Source organism: Clostridium tyrobutyricum DSM 2637 = ATCC 25755 = JCM 11008 (assembly GCF_000359585.1).
GTDB classification, from domain to species: domain Bacteria; phylum Bacillota; class Clostridia; order Clostridiales; family Clostridiaceae; genus Clostridium_B; species Clostridium_B tyrobutyricum.
Genome location: NZ_APMH01000039.1, coordinates 14,886 through 35,744 on the forward strand (window position 1 = coordinate 14,886; position 20,859 = coordinate 35,744).

The 20,859-nt window shown below is 29.5% G+C and carries 20 protein-coding genes; 19 read left to right on the plus strand and 1 reads right to left on the minus strand.

Going from position 1 to position 20,859, the window contains the following annotated elements:
* Positions 1–61: 61 nt before the first annotated feature.
* Positions 62–1,441 (minus strand): UDP-N-acetylmuramate--L-alanine ligase, encoded by a 1,380-nt coding sequence (gene murC, locus J418_RS0113840; RefSeq protein WP_017895900.1) that lies wholly within the window; start codon positions 1,439–1,441, stop codon positions 62–64.
* A 217-nt stretch (positions 1,442–1,658) separates the two neighbouring features.
* Between murC and purR the strand changes: the two genes are divergently transcribed.
* From purR to J418_RS0113935, 19 genes are all read left to right on the plus strand, one after another.
* Positions 1,659–2,474 (plus strand): pur operon repressor, encoded by an 816-nt coding sequence (purR, locus tag J418_RS0113845; protein WP_017753186.1) that lies wholly within the window; start codon positions 1,659–1,661, stop codon positions 2,472–2,474.
* Positions 2,475–2,574: 100 nt separating this feature from the next.
* Complete coding sequence (gene spoVG, locus J418_RS0113850; RefSeq protein ID WP_017753187.1) at positions 2,575–2,862, plus strand: septation regulator SpoVG; 288 nt, start codon at positions 2,575–2,577, stop codon at positions 2,860–2,862.
* Positions 2,863–2,997: 135 nt separating this feature from the next.
* Entirely contained in the window at positions 2,998–4,368 is a 1,371-nt protein-coding gene (glmU, locus tag J418_RS0113855; RefSeq protein WP_017753188.1) for a bifunctional UDP-N-acetylglucosamine diphosphorylase/glucosamine-1-phosphate N-acetyltransferase GlmU, read from the plus strand.
* 25 nt (positions 4,369–4,393) lie between these two features.
* A complete protein-coding gene (locus J418_RS0113860; protein WP_017753189.1) occupies positions 4,394–5,380 on the plus strand; it encodes a ribose-phosphate pyrophosphokinase in 987 nt (328 codons plus the stop codon).
* A gap of 154 nt (positions 5,381–5,534) precedes the next feature.
* Positions 5,535–6,221 (plus strand): response regulator transcription factor, encoded by a 687-nt coding sequence (locus tag J418_RS0113865; RefSeq protein ID WP_017753190.1) that lies wholly within the window; start codon positions 5,535–5,537, stop codon positions 6,219–6,221.
* 1 nt (position 6,222) lies between these two features.
* Entirely contained in the window at positions 6,223–7,638 is a 1,416-nt protein-coding gene (locus J418_RS0113870; RefSeq protein WP_017753191.1) for a sensor histidine kinase, read from the plus strand.
* Positions 7,639–7,721: 83 nt separating this feature from the next.
* Positions 7,722–8,909 carry a S1C family serine protease gene (locus tag J418_RS0113875; protein ID WP_017895901.1) on the plus strand — a complete coding sequence of 396 codons (1,188 nt, stop codon included), beginning with the start codon at positions 7,722–7,724 and terminating at the stop codon, positions 8,907–8,909.
* A gap of 235 nt (positions 8,910–9,144) precedes the next feature.
* Positions 9,145–9,708, plus strand: a complete 564-nt coding sequence (pth, locus tag J418_RS0113880; protein ID WP_017895902.1) for an aminoacyl-tRNA hydrolase — start codon at positions 9,145–9,147, stop codon at positions 9,706–9,708.
* 99 nt (positions 9,709–9,807) lie between these two features.
* Positions 9,808–13,338, plus strand: coding sequence for a transcription-repair coupling factor (gene mfd / locus J418_RS0113885; protein ID WP_017895903.1), 3,531 nt, complete (start codon positions 9,808–9,810; stop codon positions 13,336–13,338).
* A gap of 110 nt (positions 13,339–13,448) precedes the next feature.
* Entirely contained in the window at positions 13,449–14,474 is a 1,026-nt protein-coding gene (locus J418_RS0113890) for a peptidylprolyl isomerase (protein ID WP_017753195.1), read from the plus strand.
* A 141-nt stretch (positions 14,475–14,615) separates the two neighbouring features.
* Positions 14,616–15,161, plus strand: coding sequence for a stage V sporulation protein T (gene spoVT, locus J418_RS0113895; protein ID WP_017753196.1), 546 nt, complete (start codon positions 14,616–14,618; stop codon positions 15,159–15,161).
* 176 nt (positions 15,162–15,337) lie between these two features.
* The gene (locus tag J418_RS0113900) at positions 15,338–16,873 is read left to right on the plus strand and encodes a putative polysaccharide biosynthesis protein (RefSeq protein ID WP_017753197.1); all 1,536 of its coding nucleotides are present in this window, start codon (positions 15,338–15,340) and stop codon (positions 16,871–16,873) included.
* Between the two features lie 13 nt (positions 16,874–16,886).
* The gene (gene yabN / locus J418_RS0113905; protein WP_017895904.1) at positions 16,887–18,332 is read left to right on the plus strand and encodes a bifunctional methyltransferase/pyrophosphohydrolase YabN; all 1,446 of its coding nucleotides are present in this window, start codon (positions 16,887–16,889) and stop codon (positions 18,330–18,332) included.
* Between the two features lie 83 nt (positions 18,333–18,415).
* The gene (locus J418_RS0113910) at positions 18,416–18,709 is read left to right on the plus strand and encodes an HU family DNA-binding protein (protein WP_257725577.1); all 294 of its coding nucleotides are present in this window, start codon (positions 18,416–18,418) and stop codon (positions 18,707–18,709) included.
* A gap of 63 nt (positions 18,710–18,772) precedes the next feature.
* The gene (locus J418_RS0113915; protein WP_017753200.1) at positions 18,773–19,021 is read left to right on the plus strand and encodes an RNA-binding S4 domain-containing protein; all 249 of its coding nucleotides are present in this window, start codon (positions 18,773–18,775) and stop codon (positions 19,019–19,021) included.
* Positions 19,022–19,092: 71 nt separating this feature from the next.
* Complete coding sequence (yabP, locus tag J418_RS0113920; protein ID WP_017753201.1) at positions 19,093–19,383, plus strand: sporulation protein YabP; 291 nt, start codon at positions 19,093–19,095, stop codon at positions 19,381–19,383.
* Positions 19,384–19,444: 61 nt separating this feature from the next.
* On the plus strand, positions 19,445–19,849 hold the full coding sequence (gene yabQ, locus J418_RS0113925; protein WP_235807022.1) for a spore cortex biosynthesis protein YabQ: 405 nt from the start codon (positions 19,445–19,447) through the stop codon (positions 19,847–19,849).
* 122 nt (positions 19,850–19,971) lie between these two features.
* Positions 19,972–20,244 carry an FtsB family cell division protein gene (locus J418_RS0113930; protein ID WP_023625339.1) on the plus strand — a complete coding sequence of 91 codons (273 nt, stop codon included), beginning with the start codon at positions 19,972–19,974 and terminating at the stop codon, positions 20,242–20,244.
* A 57-nt stretch (positions 20,245–20,301) separates the two neighbouring features.
* Entirely contained in the window at positions 20,302–20,712 is a 411-nt protein-coding gene (locus J418_RS0113935) for a S1 domain-containing RNA-binding protein (RefSeq protein ID WP_017753204.1), read from the plus strand.
* Positions 20,713–20,859 lie beyond the last annotated feature (147 nt).

Here is a 20,859-nt window from a genome sequence, read left to right on the forward strand (position 1 = left end):
CAATATAGTAATTACTTGTAGTATTTACTATATTCAGAGGTTTTACACACTTTATATAAATTTATTTTTTTAAATATAGTTCTCCTACTTTAAATACGTCACCTGCACCTATGGTAAAAAGTACATCACCGTCTTTTAGAGTATCATTTAAATAGGACACTATATTATTAAAATCATGGATATTTCTACAGTTTACTCCTCTTTTGGATATATCCTCTGACAGCATAGCTGAACTAACCTTATGTGTATCTTTTTCCCTAGCTGCATATATATCAGCTAATATCAATTCATCTACATTGTCAAATGCTTTTGTAAATTCATCATATAGACTCAATGTCCTGGAAAAAGTATGTGGCTGAAATACACAAAATATTCTTTTGTGTGGATAGTTTTCCGCTGCACTTAATGTAGCTTTGATTTCAGTTGGATGATGAGCATAATCATCTATTACTATTATTCCATTTTTTTTACCTTTGATTTCAAATCTTCTGTGTGCACCTTTAAAATTATTTAATCCTTCTGAGATCTTTGTATCGGGAATATTTAATATTAATGATGAACAAATACTTGCTAGGGCATTTAATATGTTGTGTTTTCCTGGAACATTTAATTTTACTGATAATATGAATTTATTATTTTTATAGGCATCAAAACTTGCACAACCTTTTTCATCATAGTGTATATTCTGGGCTATTACATCTCCGCTGTTTAAACCATAGGTAACTATTTTACAGTTTACACTTGAAATGACTTTAGCCATTTTTTCATTGTCGCTACAACATACAAGATATCCATCCTTAGGTATTAATCTGGCAAACTTTATAAATGCATTTTGTATATCATATATATCTTTATAATAATCCAAATGATCTGCATCTATATTTAAAATCACACCTATATATGGGAAAAATTTAAGAAATGAACCTTTGTATTCACAAGCTTCCGTAATAAAGTATTCACTATTTCCAACTCTTACATTCCCATTTATTATATCCAATTCTCCTCCTACCAATATAGTAGGATCCAAATTAGCATTTAAGGATATATTGGACATCATTGAAGTAGTTGTAGTCTTTCCATGAGTTCCGGCAATAGCCACATTATATTTATGTCCTTTCATTATATGTCCTAAAAATTCAGCTCTTGTCATAAGAGAAATACCTAATTCCTTTGCTCTTATGAGTTCAGGATTATTTTCTGATATGGCTGCTGTATATACTATTAAATCCAGATCAGAAGTTATATTTTCCTTAACTTGATTTATAAATATATTAGCACCAAGGGATTTTAATTTATCAGTTATAGGTGAAGCTTTAATATCTGAGCCATATACCGAGAATCCTTTTTCTATAAGAATTTCTGCAAGTCCACTCATACTTATGCCGCCTATACCTATAAAATATATTTTCTTATTTTTATCCTTTATAAAGTCAAATAACAAACAGATCACTCCTCTTAATATTGCATTCTTAATAATTATATACAAAAATAAATCAAAAAAACATAATTTTAGAAGTTATTATTAAAAAAATTTTTATAACCTGTATTTATTCACAAATAATAGTTGATTAACTTATTTTTTTAGAATACAATATGAATAATAGAATAAAATTTTAACAAATTATTCGCAAATTTTTGTAAGTAGAATAGGTGATAAAATGCAAAAGTTCAGTAGGAACCATAGAATAACAGCTATAACTAAGGTTTTGTTTGAAAATCCCAACAAGATAATAAGTCTAAATAATTTTACTGAAATGTTTAATATAGCAAAGTCGACGGTTAGTGAAGATATAGTTATGGTAAGAGATACGCTTACCAAACTTAATATGGGAAAGATTGAAACCGTATCAGGAGCAGCTGGAGGCATTAAATATGTATGTGGAATATCATATGAAAAAAGTAAGGAATTTGCTGAAAGGTTGTGCATTATTTTAAAAAATAGAGAAAGAATAATACCAGGAGATTTTCTTTATATGACTGATATTATGTTTAATCCGCAAATTATATATAGTGCAGGTGTGATATTGGCATCAGCATTTATATCACAAAAGGTTGATTATGTGGTCACTGTTGAAACAAAGGGAATACCACTTGCCTATGAAGTAGCCAAAATGCTTGGCATCCAACTTGTAGTTGTAAGAAGAGAAACAAAATTTACTGAAGGTTCTACTATTACTATAAATTATGTTTCAGGTTCCACAGGGAGAATTCAAAATATGTCATTATCTAAAAAGGCAATGAAAATTAAAAGTAAATGCATATTTATCGATGACTTTATGAGAGCAGGAGGTACAGCAAACGGCATAATTAGTCTTTTAAAAGAATTTGAAAGTGAACTTGTGGGTATCGGAGTACTTATAGATAATGTAGAAACTCCAAAGAAGTTAGTACGTGAATATACTTCCATAGTTGACTTTAAAGGGATTGATGAACATGGAGAAGCTCAGTTATTTCCTTCTGAAAATTTCAAATAATAAAACTTTCAAAAAGTTTTTAAGTTTTTAAAAAAATAAGAAGGAAAAATATAAATTTTAGAGAATAGTATATACATAAGCATCTTGGAGGTGGATTAATATGCAAATTACAGACGTTAGAGTTAGAAAAATTGCTGCTGAGGGTAAAATGAAAGCTATTGTTTCCGTAACTTTTGATAACGAATTCGTTGTTCACGATATAAAAGTTATAGAAGGGCAAAATGGTCTTTTTATTGCAATGCCTAGTAGGAAAACTCCTGATGGGGAATTTAAAGATATTGCTCACCCAATAAATACTCAAACTCGAGAGAAGATACAAAAAGCTATTCTTGATGAGTATGAGAAAGTAAAAAATGAAGATACTATTACAAATAAGATGCAGGAATAATAAAAAGGAGTAGAAATACTCCTTTTTATTATTCCTGATGTTGCAAATAGTCAATATATAAAATATAATAATAATGGATGTTTTGTGTAATATAAGTTATAAAAATGTAGTTTGAAGCTATAAAGAGGTGTTTAAATGTATAATTGTGCTATAATATTAGCAGCTGGCGAAGGAAAAAGGATGAAATCTTCTACACCCAAAGTACTTCATAAAGTTTGTGGAAAAGAAATGGTAAATGTAGTTATAGATGAAATTAGAAAAGCACAAGTAGATAATATAGATGTAATTATAGGTACTGGAGCAGAAAAAGTAAGAAAAGCTACAGAATTAAAAAATGTTGAATATTCAATTCAAGAAAAACAGTTAGGCACAGGAAATGCGGTTATCTGTGCTAAAGGGTTTTTAAAGGACAAAAAAGGTACTGTAATGGTATTTACAGGGGATGCACCTTTGATAAGGGAAGAAAGTATTAGAAAACTTATGGACTTTCATAACAAAGGTGGTTATAGTGCAGTTATATTGACTTCCATAGTTGAGAATCCCAGTGGATATGGCAGAATTATAAGAGAAGAAAATGGAGAAGTTTTAAAGATAGTAGAGCATAAAGATTGTTCAACAGAAGAAATAAAGGTCAATGAAATAAATTCATCCATGTATTGTTTTGATATAGAGAGTTTAATGAATAGTTTAGATAGAATAGATAATAATAATGCTCAAGGAGAGTATTATTTAACCGATGTTATAGAGATATTAAAAAGGTCAGGAAAAAAAGTTGGTGCACTTCCAGTTCCATTTGAAGAAACCCAAGGTGTAAATTCAAGATTACAATTATCCCAAGCTGAAAAAATTATGAGGCATAGGATAAATGAGAAACATATGGAAAATGGAGTAACTTTAATTGATCCTGATACTACTTATATAGATTTTGATGTGAAGATAAGTAATGATACTGTGATTTACCCTCAAAATGTACTTCAGGGTAAAACTAAAATAGATAAAGGTTGTGTCCTGTATCCCGGATCTAGGATAGATAATAGTATTGTGGAATCAGATGTTACAATTCAAAGTTCAGTAATACTTGATAGTAAAATAGGGAGTAATACTACTGTAGGACCTTTTGCATATATAAGACCTGAAAGCGTGATTGGCAATTCTGTAAGAATAGGAGATTTTGTTGAAGTTAAAAAGTCTTCAATAGGAGACAAAACAAAAGTATCACATCTTACATATATAGGAGATGCTGAAGTGGGCTCTGGATGTAACTTTGGGTGTGGTACAGTAGTAGTTAATTATGATGGCAAGAAGAAGTACAAAACTATAATTGGAGACAATTCATTTATAGGATGTAACACAAATTTGGTATCTCCAGTTAAGGTTAATGATAATACATACATAGCTGCAGGCTCTACTATAACAAATGAAGTCCCTGATGGGGCTCTAGCAATAGCAAGGGCTAAGCAAGTAAACAAGAAAGACTGGGTATATAAAAAAGGACTTAATAAATAAAATTTTTTAGGAGGGCTTTACAAAAATGATAACCCATGGTAAAAATATTAAAATCTTTACGGGTAATTCTCATCCAGGTTTAGCAAAAGAAATAGCAGATATTTTAGGAATGGAAGTTGGAAAGTCAAAGGTTTCTACTTTTAGCGATGGCGAAATATCGGTTGATATTAATGAGACCGTAAGAGGAAGGGATGTTTTTGTAATTCAATCAACAAATAATCCTGTAAATGATAATTTAATGGAGATTTTGATTATGATTGATGCATTCAAGAGAGCATCAGCAGGAAGAATAACTGCGGTAATGCCATATTATGGATATGCTAGGCAAGATAGAAAGGCTAAGGCTAGAGATCCAATTACAGCAAAACTCGTTGCAGATATATTAACTGCAGCAGGTGCAGATAGGGTACTTACTATGGATTTACATGCATCACAGATTCAAGGTTATTTTAACATTCCATTGGACAATTTACTTGGAGTACCTATACTTGCTAGGTATTTTGTTGAAAATGGCTTTGATAATAGAGAAGATGTAGTTGTAGTATCACCAGATTTGGGAAGTGTAACTAGAGCTAGAAAGTTTGCCGATAAGCTTCATACTCAGATAGCTATTATAGATAAAAGAAGACCAAAGGCTAATGTTTGTGAAGTTATGAATATAATTGGAGATATTAAGGATAAAACAGTTATATTAGTAGATGATATGATAGATACTGCAGGTACTATAACAAATGGAGCAAATTCCCTAATTGAAAGGGGAGCAAAGGAAGTTTATGCTTGCTGCAGCCATGCAGTTTTATCTGGTCCGGCTATTGAGAGAATTGAAAATTCATCTATAAAAGAATTGGTTATGCTGAATACTATAAATTTACCACAGGAAAAAATGCTTGATAAATTTAAGGTATTGTCTGTAGCTCCTGTATTTGCAGAAGCTATAAGAAGGATATATGAGGATATATCAGTAAGTAAATTATTTGATGATATTCAAGTAGATAAACTACTTCAAGAATAGTATTGATTAGCATGTAGAAATATTTCTACATGCTTTTATTTATAATAAATATATGTAACTTATTTGTAACATTTTAAATATATACTATTATATTATATTGTATTTGTGTTAAATTAATATTATATAACTAATACGCCTATAGGGGGGTAACATGATGGATGGATCCATTGGTAAGATTTTAATTGTAGATGATGATGAAAATATATGTGAAGTAATAAAGATGTATGTTGAAAGTGCAGGTTATGAAGTTAATGTAACTCATGATGGAAAGTCGGCACAAGATATTTTTTTAACGTATAAGCCTGATTTGGTACTATTGGATATAATGCTGCCGAATGTAGATGGAATAGATGTATTAAAGTGGATAAGAAAGGATTTTGATACTCCTGTAATTATGCTTACAGCTAAAGGCGAAACTTTTGACAAGGTGCTTGGACTTGAATTGGGAGCTGATGATTATATAGTTAAACCTTTTGAAGCAAAAGAAATGCTTGCTAGAATCAAAGCAGTGCTTAGAAGATATAGTTCAGACAATGAAAATAAGGAAGTATTAAAATTCGAGGATTTAACTATAGATATAAATTCGTATACAGTTGTATACAAAGGCAATGAAATAAAAATGCCGCCTAAGGAGTTTGAATTGTTGTATTATTTAGCAAATAATAAAAATAGGGTATTTACAAGAGAACAGCTTTTATGTGAAGTTTGGGGTTATGATTATCCAGGAGATTCAAGAACTGTTGATGTACATGTAAAAAGATTAAGAGAAAAACTTCAAGGAGGATATAATTGGCAGATAGAGACTGTATGGGGTGTAGGGTATAAGTTTGAGGTGAAATAGCATGAAGAAAGGCTTATTTTCAAAACTTGTAGCAACCTTTACCGCAATAATTGTAGTAAGTTTTGTTATGACATCCGCATTTTTATCATACTGGTTTGAAAGCTATTATTTTAATCAAAGAAAATATGAATTACTTAGAGAGTCTGAACTTATAAAAGAAAGAGCACTTCAATATTTAAATGGAAATATAACCTCTGATGATATAAATAATACTATAACTTATATAGGAAATTATTTATCGGCAGATATATGGCTTGTAGATAACTATGGTTATGTATACTCCGTATCAAAAAATCAACATAAAAAATTAATAGCTACTTCTAAACAAATAGTTACTAGTGATTTGGCAGAACTTAGGCAAAATAAAACTATAGATAAAAGGGGAACTTATTCAGATGTATTTATTGCACCAGTTCATACATTTGAGATACCTATCTTTGAAAATGATACGTTTAGGGGAGCTATAATGATGCATACATCCCTAAGTGAACTGAAGGAACCATTGAGGAGAGTATATGAAATAATATGGTCATCAGCAGCTCTGGCCATTATAATATCTTGTATTGTAATATATTATTTTTCTCAGAGGATAATTATAAGGCCTCTTGGAAAAATAAATAATGTTGCAGAAAAAATATCAAAAGGAGATGTAGAAAAAAGAGTTTACATAGATTCCAAGGATGAAATAGGTGTGCTTGCAAAATCTTTTAATAGCATGGCAGATTCTCTTGAAGCCGTGGATAAAAATAGAAGGCAATTCATATCCAATGTATCACATGAAATAAGATCTCCAATAACATCAATAAAAGGCTTTATAGGTGGCATTTTAGATGGAGTAATTCCAAGGGATAAGCAAAGATATTATCTCTCACTAACTTATTCTGAAATACAAAGGCTCACAAGATTGGTAAATGGTCTATTGGATTTGTCTTCTATAGAAGCAGGACAGTTCAAGCTTAAAATTGAAAAATTAGATATAAATGAAACTATACGATTGTGTATAATAAAATTTGAATCCAAAATAAACAATAAAAAATTAAAAGTTGATGTGTATATGGAAGATGATAAATTATTTGTATTATCAGATAAGGACAGAACTATACAAATAATTACAAACATTATAGATAATGCTATAAAATATGTAAATGAAGGAGGAAATATAAAAGTTTCTACTAAATCCAAGTCCAATAAAGCTATTATATCAATTTTTAATGATGGACCTTCTATAAGTGAGGAAGATTTGAAGCATATATGGGATAGATTTTATAAAGGAGATAAATCCAGAACAGTCAAGGTAAGTACTGGCTTGGGATTGTCAATAGTAAGAAGCATATTAACTCAGTTAGGTGAAGATATTTGGGTAAAGAATAAGGAAAGTGGAGGAGTAGAATTTACTTTTACACTAAAAAGGATTTAAGAAATCATTACAGTATGTTCATATTTATGTAAAAAAGATTTATTATAATGTTTCTAAATTCTAGGATTATAAGGGGTAATTTAATGGATGATAATAAATATGATGGCGTAAAAGATGTGAAATGGAAACAAGTAAATAATGGTGAATCTAAAATAAAATTTATCAGTAGTAGAAAAAAATCAAATATAAAAAAGATTATTAAACTTATTTCATTTATACTATTAGCTGTAATTTCTGGTGGAATATCAGGAGCATATACAGCAAATAAAAAACAGTCTAATACTACTTATACGCCCAATAATCAGACATTAATGGAAACTAAAAAAGATAATAAAAATGTTATTTCAAATAGTAATTCTCAAGTAGAAAATCCTGTGACTAAAGTAGCAGAATCAGTTGGACCTACAGTAGTTGGTATAAGTAATAAGGCGGATGGGTATTTTGGAATACAGGATACTGGGACCGGTTCCGGTATAATAATAGATTCAAGAGGCTATATAGTTACAAATTATCATGTTATTGAAAATGCGGATAGGGTAACTGTAAAACTTTCAAGTGGGAAGATATTAGATGCATCTATATCAGGTACAGATGAAAAGTCAGATTTAGCAGTAATAAAGGTAAATGCACAGAATCTTCCAAAGGCTCAATTAGGTGATTCATCTAAAATTAAAATAGGTGATATTGCAGTTGCAATAGGAAATCCTTTGGGAGAAAACTTTTCGGGCTCAGTCACCGCAGGAATAATAAGTGCTCTTAATAGAAAAATAGAATATAATGGATCAGTATATAAGGTTATACAAACTGATGCAGCTATAAATCCAGGAAATAGTGGAGGACCACTTTGTAATACAAATGGTCAAGTAATAGGCATAAATAGTTTTAAATTTGGATCAGGACAGAATACTGAAGGGATAGGATTTGCAATATCTATAAATGAAGTAAAAAGTATAATAAAACAACTTATGAATGGTGGAGAAGTTGCAAAACCATATTTGGGAATATATGGCGAAGGAGTAACTTCAGGAGATAATAAATTGTCTGGAATCTATATACAGGAAGTCTTAAAGGATAGCGGAGCTTTTAAGGCGGGCATAAAACCTACAGATATACTTTTAGAATTAGATGGCAAGAAAGTTATTCGTTTAAGCGATGTATCTGAAATTGTTAATTTCCATAAAATTGGAGATAAAATTAAGTGTAAAATATTAAGAAACGGAAATACTATAGAATTAGAAGCAGTATTATATGAAATGCCGGAAGATAAATAATTTTTAAATAAAACACTATAAAGTATCTTTATTATTTAAAGTTAATAGTATAATATTATATTGTACTATTAACTTTAGTTACTTTAGTATTAATTAAATAGTTTTAATTAAGGTTTAACTTAAAATATCTGTTAGGCTAGAACTTCCATACATAAAATTAACAGGGCTATTCTATAATATATGGGAAGTAATTACTTATTTTCCATTGCAATTTATAAGGGATTGAGGGAGAGAAATGTATTTAATAGTTGGGTTAGGGAATATTGGAGATAAGTATGATTATACCAGGCATAATGTAGGATTTGATGCACTTGATTTTATAAGTGAGGATCAGAATATAAGCATAAGCAAGAATAAGTTTAAGGGTACTTATGGAGAAGGCATGATAGACTCTAATAAAGTTATGTTGTTAAAGCCAAGTACCTATATGAATTTAAGTGGTGAAAGTGTAAGTGAATTAGCAAGTTTTTATAAAATAGATAGTAAAAATATAATAGTAATTCAGGATGATATAAGTCTTCCCATAGGAAAAATTAGAATAAGACAAAAAGGTAGTCATGGAGGACACAATGGAATAAAAAATATAATACAAAATCTAAATACTGATCAATTTGTGAGGATAAAAATAGGAGTTGGTCAGCCAAATATGAATATAGTATCTTATGTTTTGGGAAAATTTGAAAAGGATGATAGAAAACATATAGAAAAGGTTTTTAAAATTGTGGGAGATGTAGTTAAATGCATTATAATTGAAGGTGTACCAGAAGCTATGAATAAATTTAATGGTATGGATATTTAATAAAAATAGTATTATTTGCCGTCAATCTCTAATCTAATTAAGGGATTAACGGTTGTTGTGCGTTAATTTATAACTCAGAATTTTTAGGTGGTTGTTAAAATGAGACTAAATGGACTTATAAAGCCAATTAAGGATAGTAAAGAATTTAAAAATATAATGAATTCAGTAGAAGATAATAATTACCCTATTGGGATAGTTGGAATTTCAGAATCTGGAAGAAGTTATTTAATTGATTCTGTATATAATGAGTTAAATAAATCATTCCTGATTCTTACTCATAGTGATATGGAAGCTAGAAAATTATATGAGGATTTATCTTTTTATGAAACAAAAGTATATTACTTTCCAACAAAGGAAGTAGTTTTTTATAATTATAATATAGAAGCTATATCTGGTGACTTGAGATGGGAAAGACTTAAAGTAATCAGGCAGATGTTAAATAGAGGTAAAAAAATAATAATTACATGTATAGAAGCATTATCTTATACATATATACCCGTAAAATTGTATAAACAGTATACTTTTAAACTATCAGTAGGTAAAAATCTTGAATTAAATGAGCTGAGCAAAAGTTTAATTCAAAGTGGATATGAAAGAGTTGATGTTGTAAATTCTAAAGGTCAATTTTCTATAAGAGGTGGAATATTAGATATATACGTACCTATTTTAGCACAAGCTTATAGGGTGGAATTGTTTGGAGATGAAATTGAATCTATAAGAAGTTTTAATACAGAAACGCAGAGAAGTATTGAAAAAGTTAAAAGTATAGAAATATTTCCTGCCAAGGAGATAATACTTGATAATGAAAAAATTGAAAACGGATGTAAAGCTATAGAAAAAGATAAAAGTTTGATTGTAGAAAAACTAGAAAATGTTAAGGATTATGACACTAAAAAAAATATAGATGAAATAATAAATAGAGATTTAGAATCTCTTAAAGAAAGTTGGAGTTTTGAAACTATAGATAGTTTTTTGCCTTATTTTTATGATACTCCATCTTTGTTCCTGGATTATGTGAAAGACTATCTTGTAATTTTAGATGACATAAATAGATGTAATGGCAAATTGGACAGTGTGTATTTTGAATTTGAACAGAATTATAGAAATACCCTTGAAAAGGGAAGTGTTTTACCAAAACAATTTGAATTAATAGTAGATAAGTCTAAAATATTGGAAAATTTAAAAGATAGAGATATTATAACGATGGATGCTATTCCTAAATCCAATAAGGAATTAGTTCCTAAAACTATAGTTGAATTTTCCGAGATAACCCTCAATAATTATAAAGATAAAATGGATTTATTTATTGAGGATATAAAACAAAAAAAATTAAATGGATTTAAAATTTTGATTTTAGCGGGTACAAGGCCTAGGGGAGAAAGATTAGCTCAAACGTTAAGGGATAGAGATATAGAAAGTACTTACAAGGATAATGTAGATGAAATTAAATCAGGTGAGATAGTAATAACTTTTGGAAGTCAATTAAATGGTTTTGAGTATCCTGATTTAAAACTTTCAATTATATCAAACAGGGATGCTTTTGGCGTATCAAAGCGGAAAAAGCGAAAAAAATCTCCAAGAAAAGGTGTAGGAAAGATAACAAGTTTTACTGAACTTAGACCTGGGGATTATGTAGTTCATGTAAATCATGGTATAGGTGTATACAAGGGTATAAAACAACTTGAAGTTCAAGGACATAAAAAAGATTATCTAGAGCTTATGTACTATTCAGATGATAAATTATATGTACCAGTAGAACAGTTTGATATGGTACAAAGATATATAGGAAACGAAGGTAAAAATCCAAAGATAAATAAACTTGGAAGTGCAGATTGGGCCAAGGCTAAAAGAAAAGCTAAAAAATCTATAGAACAAATAGCAGAAGATCTGGTGAAATTATACGCAGTAAGATCTACAGTTAAAGGATATAAATATTCCAAAGATACGGTATGGCAGAAACAATTTGAAGATGAATTTCCCTATGAGGAAACTCCAGATCAACTGTCAGCAATAGAGGATATAAAGACAGATATGCAATCAGATAAAGTTATGGATAGACTCTTATGTGGAGATGTGGGATATGGCAAGACCGAAGTAGCAGTAAGGGCTGTTTTTAAAGCTGTTATGGATGGAAAACAGGTAGCATTTTTAGTACCTACTACCATACTTGCACAACAACATTATAATAATTTTGTAAAGAGGTTTTCGGACTTCCCTATAAAAATAGACATGATAAGTAGATTCAGGACAGCATCAGAACAGAAAAAAACCATAAAGTCTTTAAAAAGTGGAGAACTGGATATACTTATAGGTACGCATAGAATACTTCAAAAAGATGTTCAATTTAAAGATCTAGGATTTCTTATAATCGATGAAGAACAGAGATTTGGAGTTACTCATAAAGAGAAAATAAAAAAAATGAAAAAGAATATAGATGTACTGACCTTAAGTGCTACACCTATACCCAGGACACTCCATATGTCTCTAGTAGGAGTAAGGGATATAAGCGTAATAGAAACGCCACCAGAGCAGAGAAGGCCAATACAAACTTATGTAGTAGAATATAATGATCAATTAATAAGAGATGCTTTGTTAAGGGAAATAGGCAGAGGAGGCCAGGTATACTTTGTATACAACAGGGTAGAGAGTATAAGCAAGATGGCAGTCTATATTACTAAACTCGTACCTGAGGCTAGATTAACTGTAGCTCATGGACAAATGCAGGAGAGAGAACTTGAAACTGCAATGATTTCATTTATGAATAATGAATCCGATGTTTTGCTATGTACCACTATAATAGAAACAGGAATGGATATTCAAAACGTAAATACAATGATTATTTATGATGCGGATAAAATGGGTTTATCTCAGTTATATCAATTAAGAGGAAGAGTGGGAAGAACAGATAAGATAGCTTATTGTTACCTTACATATAGAAAAGATAAAATATTAACGGAAGTTGCAGAAAAGAGACTTAAAGCCATTAAGGACTTTACAGAATTGGGATCTGGCTTTAAAATTGCTCTAAAAGATTTAGAAATAAGAGGAGCAGGTAACATGATGGGATCATCCCAACATGGTCATATGGCAGCTATAGGATATGATCTATACTGTAATATGCTTGAGGATACTATTAAATTGATAAAAGGTGAGATAAATGAGGAACCAATAGAGACTACGGTAGAATTGAAAGTAGATGCATATATACCTAATGATTATATAAACAATGAAGTACAGAAGATAGAAATATATAAGAAGATAGCTGCCATAGATTCATATGATGATATGATGGATATACAAGAAGAAATAGAAGATAGATTTTCTATTATACCAGAATCAGTTTATAATCTTATGAACATATCCTACATAAGAAGTGTTGGCAAAAAACTTGGAATAGAGGAAATAAAAGATAATAAGGATGAAGTAGTATTTCTATTCCAAAATGAAGAAAGAATTAGTCAAGATGTCTTAAAATCTGTTTTAAAGCACTTTGGGAGAAATATAATTTTAAAATTAAGTGGCAAACCAGGTTTTGGATATAGAATTAAGGATATTAAAAGGAAAGATTTGATATTAAAAGTAAAGGAGATGATAGAATTTATGTTGAAAGCTAAAGACAAAAACGATTAAAAAATTTAATATTCATAGATGGACATTTATGATAAGATTAGTTTATGTTATATAAATAAAAATCAATGATTACATAAACTTTTAATACATGGAAGAGTGGAGGAGTAAAAGTGATTAATAAGAGAAAAATATTTAGTGCTTTTTTTGCAGCTGTGGTAGCAGTTTCAATTTCAGGATGTAGTATGATACAAAAAACACCTGAAGCTATAGCCAATAGTGCAGTAGCAGTAGTTAATGGTGAAAAGATAACAAATGATCAATTGAATAAAGATCCAAATACAATTCAATTAATTGCCCAGGCAAAACAGCAGTATGGAGATAATTATTCAAGCAATGAAGAAGCTACAAGTATAATTAAATCTCAAAAAGAACAGATATTAGATAATATGATTACTCAATTGGTGTTAAGTCAAAAGGCAAAGGAATTAAATATTATGCCTAGTGATTCTAAAATAAATTCTGATGCACAGGCGCAAATAGATAAAATGAAAAAGCAATATTTTTCAGGAGACGAGAGCAAATTTGAGGCGGCATTAAGTCAACAGGGACTTACGGAAAAGGCCTTTAAGGATATGTATATATCTCAAGTTAAAAGTCAAGAGGTACAGGAAAGTATAAGCCAGTATCTTACAAAGAATATTAAGATTACAGATAAGCAGATTGAAGAATATTATAATAAAAATAAGGATAAATACACTGAATTGCCTAATAAGATGACTTTGAAACATATATTAGTAAAAACTAAAGCTGATGCTCAAAAAGTAAAGTCAAGACTTGATAAAGGAGAAAGTTTTGATACTGTTGCCAAGGAAGTTTCTCAGGATACAGCTACTAAGAATAAAGGTGGAGATTTGGGAACCATAAAGGCTAATGACACCAATTACGATTCTCAATTTATGGCTGGAGCTAATGCATTGAAAGAAGGACAGATATCAGATCCAATACAAAGTAATTTTGGTTGGCATATAATAAAATGTACAAAGAAGATAACATATCCAGTTAAAAAGCTTTCAGAGGTAAAAAGCACTATAAAGACTCAACTGGAAAGTGATTCAAAGACTAAGTTGATAAATGAAAAAATTACCCAGTGGAAAAAAGATGCAAAGATAACTAAAAAGGAAAAAAATATACAATAATAGTTAATAAAAATAACCTTAATTATCGAATTTAATTGGGGTTATTTTTATTTTTCATAATTTTAGTAACAATTGTGTATAAAATTTCATATTTAGAAAAATAATATTAATACACTCATATAATTTAAGGAGGAATATCATATGAAGGCAACTGGAATAGTTAGACGTATAGACGACTTGGGTAGAGTGGTTATACCGAAGGAGATAAGAAGGACTCTTAGAATAAGAGAAGGAGATCCTCTTGAGATATTTACAGATAGGGAGGGAGGAGTTATTTTAAAAAAATATTCACCTATTGATGAATTGAGCGAGGTTTCTAAAGGATATGTAGAATCAATTGAACAAACCATAGGAAACATAGTTTTAATATGTGATACTGACAGCGTAGTATCTGTAAGTGGTGCTCCTAGAAAAGAATATGTGGACAAAAAAATAAGTCAGGAGTTGGAAGATGCTATTGAAAATAGAAAATTAATTTCCCTGTCGGAAAAGGAAATAATTGATATATATGATGATGAAGATGCAAGAGAAAAATATTCAGCTCAAGTTATATCACCTATTATAGCAGGAGGAGATGCAATTGGAGCCGTTATAATAACTTCAAAAGAAGATGTGGATTTTGGGGATGTAGAAGTTAAGTTAGCTGAAACTGCATCATCCTTCTTAGGAAAACAAATGGAGGAATAATGTAATGGCAGTTTTACTGCCATTACATTTTTTTTATTATTCACTCATTAATAAATTATTGACAATAATATAAAAAATACTCACCGTAAGTAATAATAGTTATATATTTAAAATAATTATAAACATATATACTATTATTTAAAATGATTTGAATTATGTCATTCGGGGGTATTTTTATGATAAAACAATCACTTATGAGAGGAACTATTATTTTAGGAGCAGCAGGTATGCTTTGTAAATTCTTAGGCCTGTTTTTTAGATGGCCCTTGCAAATGCTTATTGGAGATGAAGGAGTAGGATATTATCAGATGTCATTTCCACTATATATGTTTTTTATAGCTGCAGCTTCAGGAATACCTGTAGCAGTTTCTAAAATGGTATCAGAGAGCTATGCAACAGAAGATTATGTAAGGGTAATACAGATATTGAGAAAATCAATACTATTGATGTTTATACTTGGAACAGGTTTCTCTGCAATATTATTAATTTTTTCAAAACCTATAATACATTTTCTTAGATGGGATAATAAATCATATTATTCACTGGTAGCTATAGCATTTGCACCTATGTTTATATCTATAATGAGTGCATTTAGGGGATTTTTTCAAGGCATGCAGAATATGAATTATACTGCTGTATCTCAAGTAATAGAACAGATTGGAAGAGTTGTTGTAGGAGTAGGATTGGCATATATACTGTTGCCTAGGGGTATAGAGTATTCAGCAGGAGGAGCAGCACTTGGAGCGGCAGCAGGAGGGTTATTTGGAGGATTATATTTAATTAAGAAATATTTTGATGTAAGAAAAGATATACATATAAAACATACTCCAGATAATAAAGATGTATTAAGTGTACTTTTATATATAGCAATTCCAGTATCTATAGGAGCTGCAGTAAGTAGTATAATGAGTCTTATAGATTCAGCTTTGGTACCTCAGAAACTTTTAGAGGCTGGATTTACATTCAAGCAATCAACAATATTATACGGACAACTTACGGGTAAAGCATTTATTCTCATAAATATACCATTGACATTATCAGCAGCTCTTTGTGCTTCACTTGTGCCTATAATAGCAGAATATCATATTTTAAATAGAAAACTTGAATTGGTAAGCAAAGTTGATCTAGCATTTAAGCTCTCTACAGTAATAGCTCTACCATGCATGTTTGGACTTTATACTTTGGCTCACCCTATTCTAGAATTAATATTTCCGGGACAATCAAGTGGATTTAATATATTGCAATATTCATCTATATCAATTATATTTATAATAATTGCACAAACTTCAACTGCAATACTGCAAGGTTCAGGATATTATATACTTCCTGTTGTTAATCTGGCAATAGGATGCTTTGTAAAAATAATTATTACTTTATTTTTAGTTCCTATTCCTCATATAAATATATATGGAGCCATATTTGGAAGTACAATTGGATATGCTATAGCAGCTATTTTGAATATAGTTATGTTAAAGAGAAAATTGCATATAAGTATAAATTATTTTCAAGTTTTGGTTAAACCATTATTTGCATCTATTTTAATGATAATTGCAGTTGTATTTATTTATATGAATGTCTATAATTATACAATGAGTAGTAGATTTGCCTGCTTTTCTGCTATATTATTGGGAATGATTATATATATTATCCTATTAATTATATTTAAAATATTTAAATATAGTGAAATTAAAAATAGAATCATAAAAAAATAAAGGAGAGGTGGCTTTGATTAAAGTAATAGGATTAGGACCAGGGTCTTTAGAGTCAATTACTATTGGAACAATAAATATATTAAGAAATTCGTCTAAAATTTATTTAAGAACAGAAAAACATCCTACGGTAGAATATTTGAAAAGTGAGCATATAGCATTTGAAACTTATGATAACGTATATGAGAATGCGGAAAATTTTGAGGATGTATACAAATTTATAGCTGAAGACTTGATTAACAAGGAAAAAGAATTTGGGAACATAGTATATGGAGTCCCAGGACATCCTCTTGTAGCAGAAAAGTCTGTTATATTGCTTTTGAAAATATGTAAGGAAAATTCTATAGATATAGATATAGTTCCATCTGTAAGTTTTATAGATGCCATTTTTGAAAGCTTAAAAATAGATATTATTGAAGGATTAAAGATAATAGATGCATTTGACATAAAATCTCATAATATGGATGATAAAACTGGGCTTATAATAACTCAAGTTTATGATAAATTTATTTCTTCAGATGTTAAATTAGCTTTGATGGAGTACTATGAACCAGACGTAGACATATATTTTATAAGAGCTGCTGGAGTCAAAGAATTTGAATCAATAAGGAAAATAAAACTATATGACCTTGACAGGCAGGAAGATATAGATTATCTTACTTCGATTTACATACCCAAAGGTTCAAAGGCATTATATGATTTTAAAGATTTACTCAACATAATGGATAGGCTCAGAGGAAATGATGGATGTCCATGGGATAAAGAGCAAGGCCATGAAAGCTTGAAGAGATCCTTAATTGAAGAAACTTATGAGGTGATAGAGGCTATAGAAGCAAAAGACGATAGGTCATTAGCGGAAGAACTGGGAGATGTATTATTTCAGGTAGTTTTTCATTCTCAAATAGCCAAAGAAGAAAATTCATTTAATATTAATGATGTGATAAATGGAATATGTAAGAAAATGATTGAAAGACACCCTCATGTATTTGGAAGTGTAAAAGTAAAAGATTCAAAGAATGTAATTCAAAATTGGGATAAAATAAAGAAATCGGAGCAAGGATTAAAAACTTATACAGATGAACTAAAACATGTTGCAAAAATTTTACCGGCATTAATTAGAGCAGATAAAGTTCAGAAAAAGGCATCTTCAGTCGGATTTGATTTTGATAAAGTAGAAGAAGCTTTGGATAAAGTGTTAGAAGAGTACAACGAGGTGAAATATGTATATAAAAGTAATGAAAGGGTAAAAATAGTAGGAGAAATAGGAGATTTGATATTTGCGTCAGTAAATGTTGCCAGAATCCTTGACATAGACCCTGAATTTGCATTAAATTATACTATAGAGAAATTTATAAAAAGATTTGCATATATAGAGGACAAAGCTAAATCTGCAGGATTGGATATGAAAGATATGACTATTGAGCAGATGAATAAACTTTGGGAAGAATCCAAAAATAAATAAAGTTAGTCTTTAATGTGCAAAAAAAGAAGGATTTTTTGAGTTAATGAAGAATATGCTAATATACCAAGGTATAGCATTCAACTATTAAGGAGGTAAAAAAGGTGAATAAATCAGAATTAATTGCAAGTATATCAGAAAAGTCAAATTTAACTAAAAAAGATGCGGAGGCAGCTTTGAAGGGTTTTATACAGAGTGTTGAAGATACACTTGAACAAGGTGATAAAGTACAATTAGTAGGATTTGGAACATTTGAAACAAGAAAAAGAGCTGCAAGAATTGGAAGAAATCCAAGGACTAAGGAAGAAATAACTATACCAGAATCAACAGTTCCAGTATTTAAGGCTGGCAAAGAATTTAAAGATAAGGTAAATAAGTAAATTATTTTTTCAAAGAACCTGGGTGAAAATCTAGGTTTTTTGTTTTAACAAGGAGAGTGTATTGTGAGGTTAGACAAATATCTCAAAGTATCGAGAATAATAAAAAGAAGAACGGTAGCAAAAGCATCTTGTGAGGGTAATAGGATAATTATAAATGGAAAAATTGCTAAACCCAGTACTGAGATAAAAGAAGGGGATATAGTTGAAATTAGGTATGCAAATAGTACATTAAAGGTGAGAGTTTTGAATGTTAAACAACATGTAACTAAAGAAGAAGCCCAAAATATGTATGAAATAATTTTAGAAAAATAGGATATACAAATATAATAGGGAATATATACAACTTCACCTACATATAATTATTATAGGTGGAGGGATGTTTTATGGAAAGAAAGGAAACAAATTTAGATAGTAAGAAGAATTCACTGAGTCTTGAAAATAGAAAGAGATTAGTTATTACAGGAATAATTGAAGTAATTAGTTTCAATGAAGAACAAATATTATTGAATACTAATTTAGGCTCATTAAGCGTAAAAGGATTATCTCTTAAGATGAATAAATTAGATGTCCAAAATGGTCAGGTAGTTATAATGGGAACTATAAATTCTTGTATATATACAAATAACCAGCCTAGGAAAAAGAAGGGAAGCATAATTTCAAAAATGTTTAAATAAAATTGAAACAATACCTAAATTTATTTTTATGTTGTCCTAAAGGTGGGTTTATTTAATGATTATGTCAATAAGTGTTCAACTTAAACTTATAATATTTAGCTTTATTGCAGGGATTATAACAGGAATTCTATTTGATATTTATAGAATTATCAGGGGAGGCTCCGTCTCAAATAAAATAGTTATTTTTATTGAGGATATTCTATTTTGGATATTTGCAGGAGCAACTGTTTTTGTATTTTTGCTGTACACCAACTACGCATATACAGATGCTTATGTTTATTTGTGGATAGGTTCAGGTATATATATTTATTTTAAAATACTTAGTAAAACTCTTTTTAATATTGAAAAAAAAATATTTGAATTATGTGGAAAGCTGATTAGGGTAACGGTAAATTTTATTTTATATCCTGTTCAGTTTATTATTTATCGAAATAAGTTCAAAAAAAATAGAAATTATAAAAAATAACTTGAATAAAATTGAAAATCAAATTACAATATAATTATAGATTAATAGAAAATGGTTTTAGTTGATTGCACAAGTTAAAGTATTCTATGTATATTTAGAAGATGGGGAAAACGGTGATACAAATGAAAGTGAAATTTAAAGCTAAGAATATAATTGTTATGTTATTGGTTTTATATGCAGGCTACATATTTGTAAATCAGCAAATAACTATTAGAAATATAAAAAAGCAAATAAGTAATAAGAATCTTGAGGAGCAAAGAGTAAAACAAAAAAGTATAAAATTACAGGAAGAGGTTAATATGTCTACATCTAGTATGTACATTGAAAAATTGGCAAGAGAAAAATTGGGTTTTATCAAACAAGGTGAGACTCCTGTAATAAACACGAAAAATTAATACTTAGTTTGTAAATTTTATTATTATATATTATTTTTAAGGAGGAGTCTTTTTAATATGACCTTAAAGGCAGGAAGCATACTGGAAGGCACAGTAGTTAATATAACTAATTTTGGAGCTTTTGTTGAAGTAGATGGTAAAACTGGATTAGTGCATATATCTGAGATATCTGATACCTATGTGAAAAATATAAGAGATTATCTAAAGGAAAAGGATAAAGTTACAGTAAAGGTTATTTCCATTGATGACAATGGTAAAATAAGTTTGTCCATTAAACAAGCTAAATCTAATAAGAAAAGTTCAAGACCTATGGAGATAGATTGGAATAAAGAACAGGGTAAACAGACACAGGGAAATTTTGAAGATAGATTATCTAAGTTTTTGAAAGATAGTGAAGAAAGATTTCAGGATATTAAAAAACATCAAGATTCAAAGGGTAGAGGATATAAGAAATCCTCTAATTATTAGACCTGTTATTATAAGGGGCTTAAGCAGCCTCTTTTTTTTAATCAATAAAAGTTTTATAAAACAGTTGACATTATGAAGTTTATGATATATAATAATTTATGTTGCTGAGTTGAGCAATTAAGAGATGCTGGAGTGGCGGAACTGGCA